This window comes from Burkholderia sp. LA-2-3-30-S1-D2, assembly GCF_001523915.2.
Taxonomy (GTDB): domain Bacteria; phylum Pseudomonadota; class Gammaproteobacteria; order Burkholderiales; family Burkholderiaceae; genus Burkholderia; species Burkholderia diffusa.
The window spans coordinates 1-14,473 of the sequence record NZ_CP013384.1 but is presented as its reverse complement, the minus strand read 5'-3'; the positions used below and the strand labels follow the sequence as shown (position 1 = coordinate 14,473).

General features: G+C 58.5%; 6 protein-coding genes, 2 rRNA genes and 1 pseudogene. 3 read left to right on the top strand and 6 right to left on the bottom strand.

The annotated features are described in order from the left end of the window. The first annotated feature begins 252 nt into the window (after window positions 1–252). The 3 genes and pseudogenes from WS66_RS12610 to WS66_RS12595 all read left to right on the top strand — a co-directional run. Window positions 253–3,134, top strand: a 23S ribosomal RNA gene (locus WS66_RS12610). A gap of 189 nt (window positions 3,135–3,323) precedes the next feature. Beyond that, a 5S ribosomal RNA gene (gene rrf / locus WS66_RS12600) occupies window positions 3,324–3,436 on the top strand. Between the two features lie 359 nt (window positions 3,437–3,795). Beyond that, a pseudogene (locus tag WS66_RS12595) lies at window positions 3,796–3,999 on the top strand (IS256 family transposase); the annotation flags it as partial. A 43-nt stretch (window positions 4,000–4,042) separates the two neighbouring features. Here the strand turns inward: WS66_RS12595 and WS66_RS12590 are convergent. The 6 genes from WS66_RS12590 to dnaA form a co-directional block, all read right to left on the bottom strand. Beyond that, window positions 4,043–6,634, bottom strand: a complete 2,592-nt coding sequence (locus tag WS66_RS12590; protein WP_059605236.1) for a DEAD/DEAH box helicase — start codon at window positions 6,632–6,634, stop codon at window positions 4,043–4,045. A 5-nt stretch (window positions 6,635–6,639) separates the two neighbouring features. Then, window positions 6,640–8,439 carry a site-specific DNA-methyltransferase gene (locus tag WS66_RS12585; protein ID WP_059605256.1) on the bottom strand — a complete coding sequence of 600 codons (1,800 nt, stop codon included), beginning with the start codon at window positions 8,437–8,439 and terminating at the stop codon, window positions 6,640–6,642. Beyond that, on the bottom strand, window positions 8,432–8,830 hold the full coding sequence (locus tag WS66_RS34200) for a type II toxin-antitoxin system Phd/YefM family antitoxin (protein ID WP_218928989.1): 399 nt from the start codon (window positions 8,828–8,830) through the stop codon (window positions 8,432–8,434). The genes WS66_RS12585 and WS66_RS34200 overlap by 8 nt, the downstream gene beginning before the upstream one ends. A gap of 120 nt (window positions 8,831–8,950) precedes the next feature. After that, window positions 8,951–11,425, bottom strand: coding sequence for a DNA topoisomerase (ATP-hydrolyzing) subunit B (gyrB, locus tag WS66_RS12575; protein ID WP_059605242.1), 2,475 nt, complete (start codon window positions 11,423–11,425; stop codon window positions 8,951–8,953). A gap of 193 nt (window positions 11,426–11,618) precedes the next feature. Continuing rightward, on the bottom strand, window positions 11,619–12,725 hold the full coding sequence (gene dnaN, locus WS66_RS12570) for a DNA polymerase III subunit beta (RefSeq protein WP_059605245.1): 1,107 nt from the start codon (window positions 12,723–12,725) through the stop codon (window positions 11,619–11,621). Window positions 12,726–12,895: 170 nt separating this feature from the next. Next, window positions 12,896–14,473 (bottom strand): chromosomal replication initiator protein DnaA, encoded by a 1,578-nt coding sequence (gene dnaA / locus WS66_RS12565; protein ID WP_059605259.1) that lies wholly within the window; start codon window positions 14,471–14,473, stop codon window positions 12,896–12,898.

Here is a 14,473-nt window from a genome sequence, read left to right as displayed (position 1 = left end):
GAAGTTTGGTTCGAGTTTTTCTCATTGGCGATTGAGCCAGTCAGAGCGGTACGAAAGTATCGGCTGTCGTTCTTTAACAATCTGGAAGAAGTAAGTAATTTGGATAGCGGAAGCGTCTCGAGATGGACGTGGAAACTATCCGGGTTGTGATTGTATCGATGTATCTCAAGATGATTCGAACTCTAAGTTTGACTCAATTGGAATACGGCACAACGCGAGAACTCAACCTGTAACGAGACAGACTCGTTATAGGGTCAAGCGAACAAGTGCATGTGGTGGATGCCTTGGCGATCACAGGCGATGAAGGACGCGGTAGCCTGCGAAAAGCTACGGGGAGCTGGCAAACGAGCTTTGATCCGTAGATGTCCGAATGGGGAAACCCACTCCTTTTGGAGTATCCATGGCTGAATACATAGGCCATGTGAAGCGAACGCGGTGAACTGAAACATCTAAGTAACCGCAGGAAAAGAAATCAACCGAGATTCCCAAAGTAGTGGCGAGCGAAATGGGATGAGCCTTGCACTCTTTATTTGTATTGTTAGCCGAACGCTCTGGAAAGTGCGGCCATAGCAGGTGATAGCCCTGTAGGCGAAAACAGTATGAAAGAACTAGGTGTGCGACAAGTAGGGCGGGACACGTGAAATCCTGTCTGAAGATGGGGGGACCATCCTCCAAGGCTAAATACTCGTGATCGACCGATAGTGAACCAGTACCGTGAGGGAAAGGCGAAAAGAACCCCGGGAGGGGAGTGAAATAGATCCTGAAACCGCATGCATACAAACAGTCGGAGCCTCGAAAGGGGTGACGGCGTACCTTTTGTATAATGGGTCAGCGACTTACGTTCAGTAGCAAGCTTAACCGTATAGGGCAGGCGTAGCGAAAGCGAGTCCGAATAGGGCGTTCAGTTGCTGGGCGTAGACCCGAAACCAAGTGATCTATCCATGGCCAGGATGAAGGTGCGGTAACACGTACTGGAGGTCCGAACCCACTAACGTTGAAAAGTTAGGGGATGAGCTGTGGATAGGGGTGAAAGGCTAAACAAACTTGGAAATAGCTGGTTCTCTCCGAAAACTATTTAGGTAGTGCCTCGTGTCTCACCTTCGGGGGTAGAGCACTGTCATGGTTGGGGGGTCTATTGCAGATTACCCCGCCATAGCAAACTCCGAATACCGAAGAGTGCAATCACGGGAGACAGACATCGGGTGCTAACGTCCGGTGTCAAGAGGGAAACAACCCAGACCGCCAGCTAAGGTCCCCAAATATAGCTAAGTGGGAAACGAAGTGGGAAGGCTAAAACAGTCAGGAGGTTGGCTTAGAAGCAGCCACCCTTTAAAGAAAGCGTAATAGCTCACTGATCGAGTCGTCCTGCGCGGAAGATGTAACGGGGCTAAGCTATATACCGAAGCTGCGGATGCGTGCTTTGCACGCATGGTAGGAGAGCGTTCCGTAAGCCTGCGAAGGTGCCTTGTAAAGGGTGCTGGAGGTATCGGAAGTGCGAATGCTGACATGAGTAGCGATAAAGGGGGTGAAAGGCCCCCTCGCCGTAAGCCCAAGGTTTCCTACGCAACGTTCATCGGCGTAGGGTGAGTCGGCCCCTAAGGCGAGGCAGAAATGCGTAGCTGATGGGAAGCAGGTCAATATTCCTGCACCATTGTTAGATGCGATGGGGGGACGGATCGCGGAAGGTTGTCCGGGTGTTGGAAGTCCCGGTCGCTGCATTGGAGAAGGCACTTAGGCAAATCCGGGTGCGCAATTCAAGGGTGTGGCGCGAGCTCCTTCGGGAGCGAAGCAATTGGAAGTGGTTCCAAGAAAAGCCTCTAAGCTTCAGTCTAACGATGACCGTACCGCAAACCGACACAGGTGGGCGAGATGAGTATTCTAAGGCGCTTGAGAGAACTCGGGAGAAGGAACTCGGCAAATTGGTACCGTAACTTCGGGATAAGGTACGCCCTTGTAGCTTGACTGGCCTGCGCCAGGAGGGTGAAGGGGTTGCAATAAACTGGTGGCTGCGACTGTTTAATAAAAACACAGCACTCTGCAAACACGAAAGTGGACGTATAGGGTGTGACGCCTGCCCGGTGCCGGAAGATTAAATGATGGGGTGCAAGCTCTTGATTGAAGTCCCGGTAAACGGCGGCCGTAACTATAACGGTCCTAAGGTAGCGAAATTCCTTGTCGGGTAAGTTCCGACCTGCACGAATGGCGTAACGATGGCCACACTGTCTCCTCCCGAGACTCAGCGAAGTTGAAGTGTTTGTGATGATGCAATCTACCCGCGGCTAGACGGAAAGACCCCATGAACCTTTACTGTAGCTTTGCATTGGACTTTGAACCGATCTGTGTAGGATAGGTGGGAGGCTATGAAACCGGAACGCTAGTTTCGGTGGAGCCGTCCTTGAAATACCACCCTGGTTTGTTTGAGGTTCTAACCTTGGCCCGTGATCCGGGTCGGGGACAGTGCATGGTAGGCAGTTTGACTGGGGCGGTCTCCTCCCAAAGCGTAACGGAGGAGTACGAAGGTACGCTAGGTACGGTCGGAAATCGTGCTGATAGTGCAATGGCATAAGCGTGCTTAACTGCGAGACCGACAAGTCGAGCAGGTGCGAAAGCAGGTCATAGTGATCCGGTGGTTCTGTATGGAAGGGCCATCGCTCAACGGATAAAAGGTACTCTGGGGATAACAGGCTGATACCGCCCAAGAGTTCATATCGACGGCGGTGTTTGGCACCTCGATGTCGGCTCATCTCATCCTGGGGCTGTAGCCGGTCCCAAGGGTATGGCTGTTCGCCATTTAAAGAGGTACGTGAGCTGGGTTTAAAACGTCGTGAGACAGTTTGGTCCCTATCTGCCGTGGGCGTTGGATATTTGAAGGGGGCTGCTCCTAGTACGAGAGGACCGGAGTGGACGAACCTCTGGTGTACCGGTTGTCACGCCAGTGGCATCGCCGGGTAGCTATGTTCGGAAGAGATAACCGCTGAAAGCATCTAAGCGGGAAACTCGCCTTAAGATGAGATATCCCTGGGGACTAGATCCCCTTGAAGGGTCGTTCGAGACCAGGACGTTGATAGGTCAGGTGTGTAAGCGCAGTAATGCGTTCAGCTAACTGATACTAATTGCCCGTAAGGCTTGATCCTATAACAAGTCTGTTTCGACAGTCGTTAGCGCTTCAGCGCTTTACGAATGTCGAACGTCGAGTGCAAGGCACTCGACGTACAGCGGTTGAACTACCGCGTATGTGTGAGATACAACCTCACAACCCAACGAAATTACTGCTTCTTCCAAGATTGGTTCTGTTGGCCACGCCAGCAGAACAACCCTCTTTGCCTGATGACCATAGCGAGTCGGTCCCACCCCTTCCCATCCCGAACAGGACCGTGAAACGACTCTACGCCGATGATAGTGCGGATTCCCGTGTGAAAGTAGGTAATCGTCAGGCTCCCTAAGCCAAAAACCCCCGCCCAAAAGGCGGGGGTTTTTGCATTTGTGACGCCGAAAATGCATGGTGAGCTGGTATGGGTTGCAGCTCGTGCTGAAAGGCAACGCGGCAGCGGACCTGAGTGACCGGCCCGCTGCATTTGCAAGGCAATCGTCGCTTGTCACAGTTACTAACAGTGCAGAGTATCGGGTACTGAGCTACCTGAGCGGTGGTGACTTGCGACGCCCACCATGGACAATGCGCCGATCACATCGGCGTGATGATGAGCCGCTTGTCCTGAGCCTATCCGGTCTTTTGTGTGTGAGGCATAAACTGACGGCCAAGGAGCCACTTTTATGCCACGAAAACGCAAGGAAGAAGTGATGATAGAACCGGGCAAGGGCTTGAACCTGGACCCGGAACTGATCAAGCAACTGGTGCCCGGAACGCTGGACCGGGCGACGATCAACGAGCAGCTTGCTGCGCTCAAGAAGGCGATCTTCGAGCGCGCACTGGGCGGCGAGTTGGCCCACCACCTCGGCTACGAGAAGGGCGAAGCCAAGCCGGCCGGCAGCACGAACCATGGGTCTGTCAGTGATTTTGTGTTCAGGGCATATTTGCTGTACCTCACAGGTGGGCAGGCAATTTCGCCTGCCACTCACTCATCAGGATCAGCGTGCCCTCAACGGTTTCGCCGTTGTTGACCAGCTCCAATTCGCCGACCGGTGTGGTTTCGTCCCATTGGAAATGCTCCGACAGGAATGAAAGTGCTTCGCGCTTGTAGGCCGTATCAAGATTGTCGAGCTGGTCGCCCTTGGTCTCCAGCACCGTGATGTGCTTGTTTTTTCCATCTCGCTGCACGGCGAAGATGAAATCAGGATAGATTTTGGCCTTTTTCCATCCCTGGACGCCGTATTGTGTCCGAGCGACGTTGCGGTGCCACCAAGTCAGCGTCTTCTCGCCATCGAGATACACGGCCACATCTCGCTCGTCGCCGTTCAGTTCATTTTCGTAGACCGGCGCGAACAGGCTCTTTTCCAGTGGGCCGCCTGCCCGGTTCAGAAGCTGGCGAGCGTTCTCCGGTTCCGTGGCCTCGATGCTGACGGGCATCCGCCAGTTGCGGCCATCGAGCCGCAGCCGGAACTGGATGCGGCCCGTTGCCACATCTGTCTTGAACACGGCTTCGGCGCGTTTGTTCCGCGCGGTATCGAGGCCCTTGCGCAGTTCTTCCACGATCAGGCTGGCGAGCTGGCCGAGTTTGGCGTCATCGAAGCCGCGGGCTCGAAGGGAGGCCACCATTGCGCCGACAATCTCGCGTCCGACGAAGGGATTTGGCACGATGTCGGAGATCATCCTGACGGCATGGGTTGGATCGAAGGCAAGAGTTTCCGTGTTCGCGGCGATCGTCTCGCCGACGAATAGTTCATCGCCATCATCGGCAAGCCGGATCCGTTGAAGCTGGCTCTCTACCGCCTGTGCGTTCTCGGGCACTCGCTCTCCGATTTCCTGCGGATCGAAGCCGCGCCAGTCGATTGCCGAGAGCACGTCGGTTTCGTAATCCAACTCGCGCACTTGCTCGCCTTCCACAATCATCACCTTGGGCAGGTAGATTTCCGTGGATGCAAATGCTGGACGGCGCTTGATGGAGCGAGCTGCCGTGGCAGTGCCACTCCTGTCATCCTGTGTCACGCGCAGCACCAGGTCGCCAAGGCCATCCTGTTCCAGCCCCTCTTTGATCGCGCTGACAACCGAGGCGGTATCGGCATGGTGGGTGATGATATGGCATTCATCGAGAGCTTCCACGCCGGTCTTGAGAGCGCCGGGCTGCCGGAGAATACGACCGACGAGCTGCGTCATCGCCTTGAGATTGGCGCTGGCCGCAAGGCTGCACAAGACATAGGCGAACGGGCAATCCCAGCCCTCTTGCAGCGCCTGTTTAGTGATAATGGCACGGACACGGTTGGTCGGCGACAAAAGGTCCTGATTCTCGGGGACACTCAGATCATTTTGCTGCGCCGTCTTGATAGCGATTTCGGCGTGATCGAAGCCCGCCGTCAGGAGCCAGTCCTTCACGTCTTCGGCGTGGATATGCCCGCTTTCGCGCTGATCCGCGCCTGTGCGTTCGACCTGAATCAGCATGATGGGCCGAATATAGCGGCCCATATCGGCATGCAGCTTCCGGGCCTCGGCATCGAGCGTGTTGAGCTTGGCGAGCGCTGCGTTCAGCGTTGCCTTCCAGTCATTGCTCTGCCGGGGATCGAGGTTGAGCGGCATTTTGATCATGCCCTCGCGATCCAGTTCGCGTCCGGATACTTCCACCAACACATTGGCGTAGCGGCCCTCGCGTGGGTTCCGGCCACCGCGTGGTTGCACATCCTGCGGCGTGGCTGTCAGTTCGAGCACGAAGCATGGATTGAATCCGTAGAGTGTGCCGAAGGCGAGGTCGGAAACAGCCCGGTGCCCTTCATCCATCACGACGACGGGGCGGATGATTCGCAGAGCGTTGCCGAGTGAATCCTTCACCATCGGGAACAGGCCCGTATAGGCGGAAAGGTTCGGGGTCCGTTCGATGGCGGCTTTGTGCGCCTGTTGTTCCCCTTCGGGCGGGAAGAAACCGTGTACGTCACCTCGATCCTGAAACATTTTCAACGAATCCTGTGTCTCGCGATTCGCCGATTGCAGCATCAGCAGCATGATGCAGAGGTTGGTTTCCACATCCCGCGCGTCGAGGCGGTCGGTTTTCTCCATGATTTTTACCCGCCCCGCCGCTGCGCGGTCCAGCGCTTGGCGATAGGGGTGCTGGCGATCTTTCAGGTGCTTGAGCGTCTGTGTGTAGATCGCCTCATTCGGCACGATCCACAGCACGAAACCCGTGTTACGGTCGAGATAGCGACCCATCACCCGCGACACGGCGGAGACCGCGAGCCACGTCTTGCCGCCGCCCGTTGGCACTTTCAGCACGGCATTGGGAACAGGGCGGGCGCAGCCATCCATGCGCGGTGAGAACGGAGTCGCGGCGCGGGAAGCGGGCAGCTTGTCCGCCGCTTTCAGCGCCTCCCAAGCTTCCTTGGCGAAATCTGGCACGGCAAGGCCAAGGTCGGGGTCCTGTGCCGCGAGCGCGGCGATCTTGTCGGCCCGGACCTTCTTTTCCTTCAGAAGGTCTAGATAGGTGTCGAGCGTGGAAAGCACGCGCTCCTGATAATCGAGTTGGCGAAACATGGCGGTCAGCTCCGGTCAATGCGATAGAGCGCAAAGGGCAGCGGCACGAACTCCACGGGGATGTTCTGCTCGACCAGCATCTTCTGACTGACAAACCTCGCCGGGGCGAAGACTAGATGTCGCTTGCCCGGCTGGGAGGCGGCGAATGCCTTGGCACGGGCCAGTGTCAGAGCTGCTTCCGGCGACTTTAGCCAGTCGAGATCGGGCTTGTAGATCAGCCATACATGCTGTCCTTCGGTCACGCCGAGAAAGAAATCGTCTTCCCGCACGGCGGCGGGATCGAAGGCGCGATTGGTCGCCATGTGGAACAGAGCTGCGCCAAGACCGGTATAGGAGGGCAAAGTTTCGCCATTTAGTACCTTGTCCAGTTCAACCGGATCACCAAGCGTGCAATAGGTGAAGGTGCCGCCAATACCCTCAGCGCGTTCGGTCACATCCTTCTCTCCGGTGACGATCAATTCATCGTCTTTCACCTCTTTCTTGATCCGGTCATATTCGTGCCCGCGCAGATTTTCGAGGGTTTCAACCGTCTCGGTCAGCTTCTCAGCCTTCTTGAGCTTGGTCCAAGTAATCCGCTCGCGATGAAGTTCCGACTTTTGGGTGCCTGTGAGATCGTACCCGTTGATTACGCGCCGCATTCGTTCGGCTGTAAGACTATCTGCATAATCTTCCATCTCGACCAAAACGAAACGCCGCCCACCGCCATCACGCTGGTTTGATTTCAATACGGCGTGGGCGGTCGTTCCCGATCCGGCGAAGGAGTCCAGCACGATGGAATCCTTTTGGGTTGCTATCTCAATGACGCGCTCGATTAGCTGGACTGTCTTGGGTGCATGAATTGCAAGATCAGCTTCATCGTATTCCGAAAAAATTTCGAGCAGATGCTTTTTGGAATCCTCTGTAGTGCCGACTTCGGACGCAGGCCATAAAGTCATTGGTACGAGGCCCTTAGCGTTATCTGGAAATTGCTTTATCCGTGGTTTCCCATTCCCGTTCTTTGGCCAATACACCATATTCTGTGCTTTTAAGCTTTCGAACTCTGGTTCCGTGGCTCCCCAGCAACGCCCTTTGGGGGGCTTGTGCTTGACTCCGGTAGGCGTGGTGATCTCGTAGACTTGATTTTCGCGGTAGCCCTGTGCCGAAAACGGAATCGATGCCCACACGCCTCGAGGGTCGCTATCAGGATTAGAGTAACCGTCGTCCTTGGGCGTGAGGAGATTCCGACGGAGCTTCCAAGTATCTTTCAACGCCTTGGAATACAGCAGAATATGATCGAAACTAGGAGAGAGGACGGCCCGATTTTCACGAGAGGTTCGCTTTTGCCATGCAAGCTGTCCGACGAATGAGTTTTCGCCGAAAATATCGTCCAACATATTCCGTGCGTGGTGAACTTCGTTATCGTCCAGCGTGATCCATATGCTGCCGTTCTCGCTTAACATCTCATGCAGAAGCCGCAACCTCGGCCACATCATCGCGCACCATTTGTCGTGACGTAGTCCGTCTTCGATTCCGATAGGGTTCGATTCCAACCACTCGCGAATCATCGGGGCGTTGACGTTATCGTTGTAGCACCAGCCCTCATTACCGGTGTTGTATGGCGGGTCGATAAAGATGCAGTCCACTTTGCCCGCATAAAGTGGCAGAAGCGCTTTTAGCGCGTGCAGGTTGTCACCGTGGATGACGAGATTGCCGTCAACGGCAACTGGCCCGATCCCCTTCTCAGGATGTGGCACGAGAGGGCGGAAGGGTACAGCGAGATGATGGTTGTAAACGAACTCTTTACCCTTGAAGTTCAGCTCAGCCATGGTGTTTCCTGGGTGTATGGGCGGCTGCATCGCCATTCGGGGCATGGGATGCCTCGATAGCGACAAGCCGCTGATATTCTTCGATAGCAAGGACGACGACCGGGCGATCGTGTTTCTCGATCACGATAGGTTCAGCACGAGCGGTGACGATCAGCCGCCTGAAATTGTATTTCGCGTCCTTGGCGGATTGCGTATGCATAGCAGTTCCTGCCGGTTTGTCATCACATGCCAATGCTTGGTCTGGATTTTTCCGTTCCGGTAGATTTCCGGCAAAGGCCAGTTTTCGACGCTCTGATCTGGTCTCATGGACAAAAAAAGCACCGACGCCTTCGCGCAAGTGCTTGATTTTATAATGAATAATTCGGTGGTGGGGCGTGAGTGACTCGAGCACTCGACCTACGGATTAAGAGTCCGCGGGGCGAGATAGTTCTTGCAGTGGGCGCAACCTGTCCGAAGTGGCGGGATCGATGCGCAATCACGCTTACTCTGGCGCCGTACGCCTCTGCTCGGATCAAACGTCAATATTCCCCGCCCGCAACGCATTCGACTCGATAAACGCCCGCCGCGGCTCGACGTCATCCCCCATGAGGGTAGTAAAGATCCCATCCGCCGCAATCGCGTCTTCGATCTGCACGCGCAGGAGTCGCCGCACTGCCGGATCCATCGTCGTTTCCCACAGCTGCTCGGGGTTCATCTCGCCGAGCCCCTTATAGCGTTGTTTCGAGACGTTCCGTTCAGCATCCGCCAGCAGCCACTTCATCGCGCTCTTGAAGTCCGCCACGGCCATGCTGCGCTCACCGCGTTTGATGACCGCGCCTTCCCCGATAAGCCCCTTGAACGTATTCGCGGTGGTCACGAGCTGCTGATAATCCGCCGTGTGCTGGAATTCCTGGTCGATGACCGAAACCCGCACGTTGCCGTGATGCGTCCGCTCGACATGCAGCGCGCGCTGTTCGCGAACCGCGTCATACGAAGGCACAACCCGCACTTCGTTCTTGAGCGCTTCGTCATGCAACGCAGCGTGCAGCGCCTTCGCCGAAGCCTCGGTCGAAGCCTCGTTGGAGAGGTCGATCACCACGCCATCCATGACCGCTTCCAGCGCGGCCGGGTCATACAACCGGCTCAACCGGTCAATGACGCTCTGCGACAGCAGATACGACCGTGCCAGCTCGCCAAGCGCATCGCCCGAAATCGCAGCCGCATTCTCACCCGGCACCAGTTCCGACCCTTGCAGCGCCAACCGCAGCATATGCGCGTTCAGCTCCACATCGTCCTTCAGATACCGCTCGTCCTTGCCCGCCTTGATCTTGTAAAGCGGCGGCTGCGCGATATACACATACCCGCGCTCGATCATGTCCGGCATCTGGCGATACAGGAACGTGAGCAGCAGCGTCCGGATGTGCGCACCGTCCACGTCCGCGTCGGTCATGATGATGATGCGGTGATAGCGCAGCTTGTCGAGGTTGTAATCGTCCTTGCCGATCCCGCACCCAAGCGCGGTCACGAGCGTGACGATCTGTTCCGACGACAGCAGCTTGTCGTAGCGTGCCTTCTCGACGTTCAGCACCTTGCCGCGCAGCGGCAGGATCGCCTGGAACTTCCGGTCACGACCTTGCTTGGCCGAGCCGCCTGCCGAGTCACCCTCGACGATGTAGATTTCGCACTTCGCCGGGTCTTTCTCCTGGCAGTCCGCGAGCTTGCCCGGCAGGCCGACGCCGTCGAGCACGCCCTTACGGCGCGTCATTTCGCGCGCCTTCCGCGCGGCATCACGCGCACGCGCGGCTTCGACGATCTTCCCGCAGATGATCTTCGCGTCGATCGGCGTTTCGAGCAGGAACTCTTCCAGCGCCTTCGCGACGACTTCTTCAACCGGCGCCCGCACTTCGGACGACACCAGCTTGTCCTTCGTCTGCGAGCTGAACTTCGGCTCCGGCACCTTCACGGAAAGCACGCACGACAGCCCTTCGCGCATGTCGTCGCCGGTCGTCTCGACCTTCGCCTTCTTCGCGATTTCGTTATCGGTGATGTACTTGTTGATGACGCGCGTCATCGCGGCGCGCAGGCCGGTCAGGTGCGTGCCGCCGTCGCGCTGCGGAATGTTGTTCGTGAAGCACAGCACGTTCTCGTTGTAGCTGTCGTTCCACTGCATCGCGACTTCGACGCCCACGCCATCCTTCTCGCCGTTGGCGAAGAAAACCGTCGGGTGCAGGTTGGTCTTCGTCTTGTTGATGTACTCGACGAAGCCCTTCACACCGCCGGCGAACGCGAAATCGTCTTCCTTGCCCGAACGAAGGTCGGTGAGGCGAATCCGCACGCCGTTGTTCAGGAACGAGAGCTCGCGCATCCGCTTCGCGAGAATGTCGTAGTGATACTCGACCGTGCCGAAAATGGTCGGATCGGCCATGAAGTGCACTTCGGTGCCGCGGTTCTCGGTGTCACCGGTCACGAGCATCGGCGACACTTCCACGCCGTCCACCTTCTCGAGCACACGATCCTGCGCGATGCCGCGATGGAACTCCATGAAATGCTTCTTGCCGTTGCGGCGCACGGTGAGGCGCAGCCAGCTCGACAGCGCGTTCACGCACGACACACCCACGCCGTGCAGACCACCGGAAACCTTGTAGCTGTTCTGGTCGAACTTGCCGCCGGCATGCAGCTCGGTCATCACGATTTCCGCAGCACTGCGCTTCGGCTCATGCTTGTCGTTCATCTTCACGTCGGTCGGAATCCCGCGGCCGTTGTCGGTCACGGAAATCGAGTTGTCGGCGTGAATCGTCACGTGGATGTCGTTGCAGTATCCGGCCAGCGCTTCGTCGATCGAGTTGTCGAGCACCTCGAACACGAGGTGGTGCAGACCGGTGCCGTCCGACGTGTCGCCGATGTACATCCCGGGGCGCTTGCGCACCGCTTCCAGACCTTCGAGGATCTGGATCGACGAGGCGCCGTAGCTGCTGTTATCGGGTTGCGAATTGTGCTGTTCACTCATGGATATCTTCCGGTTCTGCGAGGCCACTCTCGTGGCGGCGCGGTGCGTTTCAGCGAGAGAAATCGCCGGGCCGCTCCAGTTTCCTGGCCCGCCCGAAGCGCCGAAAAGGCGCCAAAGGGACGGGTTGTCGGTTCGCCATAAAAACGCCAAAGGGGCTTGCCGCCCCCTGGTGTGTATCTTGATGTCGAGCGCGTCAGATGCGCATCGGCATCACGACATACTTGAATTCGTCGTTCTCGGGCACGGTGATCAGCGCGCTCGAGCTGGCGTCGCCGAGGCTCACCTGCACGGTGTCGACCTTCAGGTTCGCGAGCACGTCGAGCAGATACGTGACGTTGAAGCCGATGTCGACGGTATCGCCCTGGTAGGCGATCTCGAGTTCTTCCTGCGCCTCTTCCTGATCGGCGTTGGTCGACATGATCTTCAGCTGGCCCGGTGCGATGATGCAGCGCACGCCCTTGAACTTGTCCGAGGTCAGGATCGCCGCGCGTTGCAGCGAACGCTGCAGCTCTTCACGGCCGATCTCGAACGTGTTCTTGTGCGCCTTCGGGATCACGCGCTGGAAGTCGGGGAACTTGCCCTCGACGAGTTTCGACACGAGCTCGACCTGGCCGAACGTGAACTTGGCCTGGGTCTGCGCGATGTCGATGGTGACGGTGTCGTCGATGTCCTCGAGCAGGCGCTGCAGCTCGAGAATCGTCTTGCGCGGCACGATGACTTCCTGGCGGCCGAACGTGCCGCCTTCGATCTTCATCGACGAAAACGCGAGGCGGTGGCCGTCGGTGGCCACGGCCATCAGCTGGTCGCCGTCGACGACGAGCAGCATGCCGTTCAGGTAGTAGCGGATGTCCTGCTGCGCCATCGCGAAGTGCACCATGCCGAGCAACTGGCGGAACGACTTCTGCGGGACGGTCAGGGTCGCGCCGAAATCCTTTGCCTGCGCGACGGTCGGGAACTCGTCGGCCGCGAGCGTCTGCAGTGCGAAGCGGCTCTTGCCGGACTGAACGGTGAGGCGCTTGTCGGCGAGCGACAGCGTGACCTGGCCGTCAGGCATCGCGCGCAGGATGTCGAGCAGCTTGCGGGCCGCGACGGTGGTGGCCACCTGGTCGCCGCCGACGCCGAAATCGGCGCGCGTGGTGATCTGCAGCTCCAGGTCGGTCGACAGGAATGAAACGTCCGGGCCGTTCTTGGTGATCAGCAGGTTGGCGAGGATCGGCAACGTATGGCGGCGTTCGACGATGCCGCTGACCGTTTGCAGCGGCCTGAGGAGTGTGTCTCGTTCGGTCTTGACCAGTTGCATAGAGTTCCTTCGTTGAGTAACGGCCTGCAGCGCAGCAGCCACGCAGCGCCCCGCCGGCCGGGCTCTTGGCCCGCCACCACCGGGGCGGTCAAACCAGTATTGTGCCTCAAAACCGAACCGCCCCCCTTAAATTGGGGCGGAGGCCGAATTATCAAGCGCGGTGCGCGCGCTCAGCCCTTCAGCGTCTGTTCCAGCACGTGCAGCTCGTGGTTGAGCTGCGCGTCCTTGCTGCGCTCGTCCGCGATCTTGCGCACGGCGTGCAGCACGGTGGTGTGGTCACGCCCGCCGAACAGCTCGCCGATCTCCGGCAGGCTTTTCTGCGTCAGTTCCTTCGCCAGATACATCGCGATCTGCCGCGGCCGCGCGATGTTCGCGGGACGCTTCTTCGAGTACATGTCGGCGACCTTGATGTTGTAGAAGTCGGCGACGGTCTTCTGGATGTTCTCGACCGAAATCTGCCGGTTCTGCACGGTCAGCAGGTCCTTCAGCGCTTCCTTGGTCAGCTCGATCGAGATCTCGCGGCCGTGGAACTTCGAATACGCGAGGATCTTGCGCAGCGCGCCTTCGAGCTCGCGCACGTTCGAGCGCAGGTGTTTCGCAACGAAGAACGCGACGTCTTCCGACAGGTTCACGCCTTCCGACTGCGCCTTGCGCATCAGGATCGCGACGCGCATTTCCAGCTCGGGCGGCTCGATCGCGACGGTGAGGCCCGAGTCGAAGCGCGAGATCAGGCGATCGTCGATGCCCGAAATCTCCTTCGGATACGTGTCGCTGGTGATGATCACCTGCGCCTTGTTCGCGACGAGCGCCTCGAACGCGTAGAAGAATTCCTCTTGCGTGCGCGACTTGCCGGAGAAGAACTGGATATCGTCGATCAGCAGCAGGTCGAGCGAGTGGTAGTAGCGCTTGAAGTCGTCGAATGCCTTGCGCTGGTATGCCTTCACCACGTCCGACACGTATTGCTCGGCATGGATGTAGCGGATCCGCGCGCCGGCCTTGTCGAGCAGCAGCTGGTTGCCGATCGCGTGGATCAGGTGGGTCTTGCCGAGGCCGACGCCGCCGTACAGGAACAGCGGGTTGTACGAGATGCCGGGGTTGTCCGCGACCTGGATCGCGGCGGCGCGCGCGAGCTGGTTGGCCTTACCGGTCACGAAGTTGTCGAACGTGAGCACGGGGTTCAGCTTCGAACGTTCGTACATCGAGTCGGCTTCGCCGCCGTTCGCGGGTGCGGCACCGGGGCCCGGGCGCCACGTGCGGCGGCCGGCGGCGGCTTCGTGCGCGGGCAGGCTCGGCAGGTCGATGTCGGCGTCGTCGGCGTTCAGGTGGTGCGCGGCGGCTGCCGACGCCGTCATCGGCACGTCGGCCGGCGCGCTGGGCGCGGCACCGGCATTCGCGGCCAGGTTGGCGGCGATCGCGGCGACCGTCGCGGCGGGGCCGTTCGGTGTCAGCGGCGCGCGCTGGGCGGCCGGCGCGGCGTTCGCGGTGGCGCTGCGCATACCGGCTTTCGGATCGAGGACGAACTGGACTTCGATCGGCGCATTCCAGAAATCGCGGGCCAAATCGGAGATCCGGCCCGAAAACTGGCTCTTGACCCAGTCCAGCTTGAAGCGGTTCGGCGCGGCGATGGACAGCGTGTTCGCCGACGCATCGAAGGCCACCGGGGCCAAGGGTTTGATCCACGTCACGTACTGCTGGGGCGTCAGCTCGCGCTCCAGCAGTGCGGAACAGTGTTGCCAGAAATCGTTCAT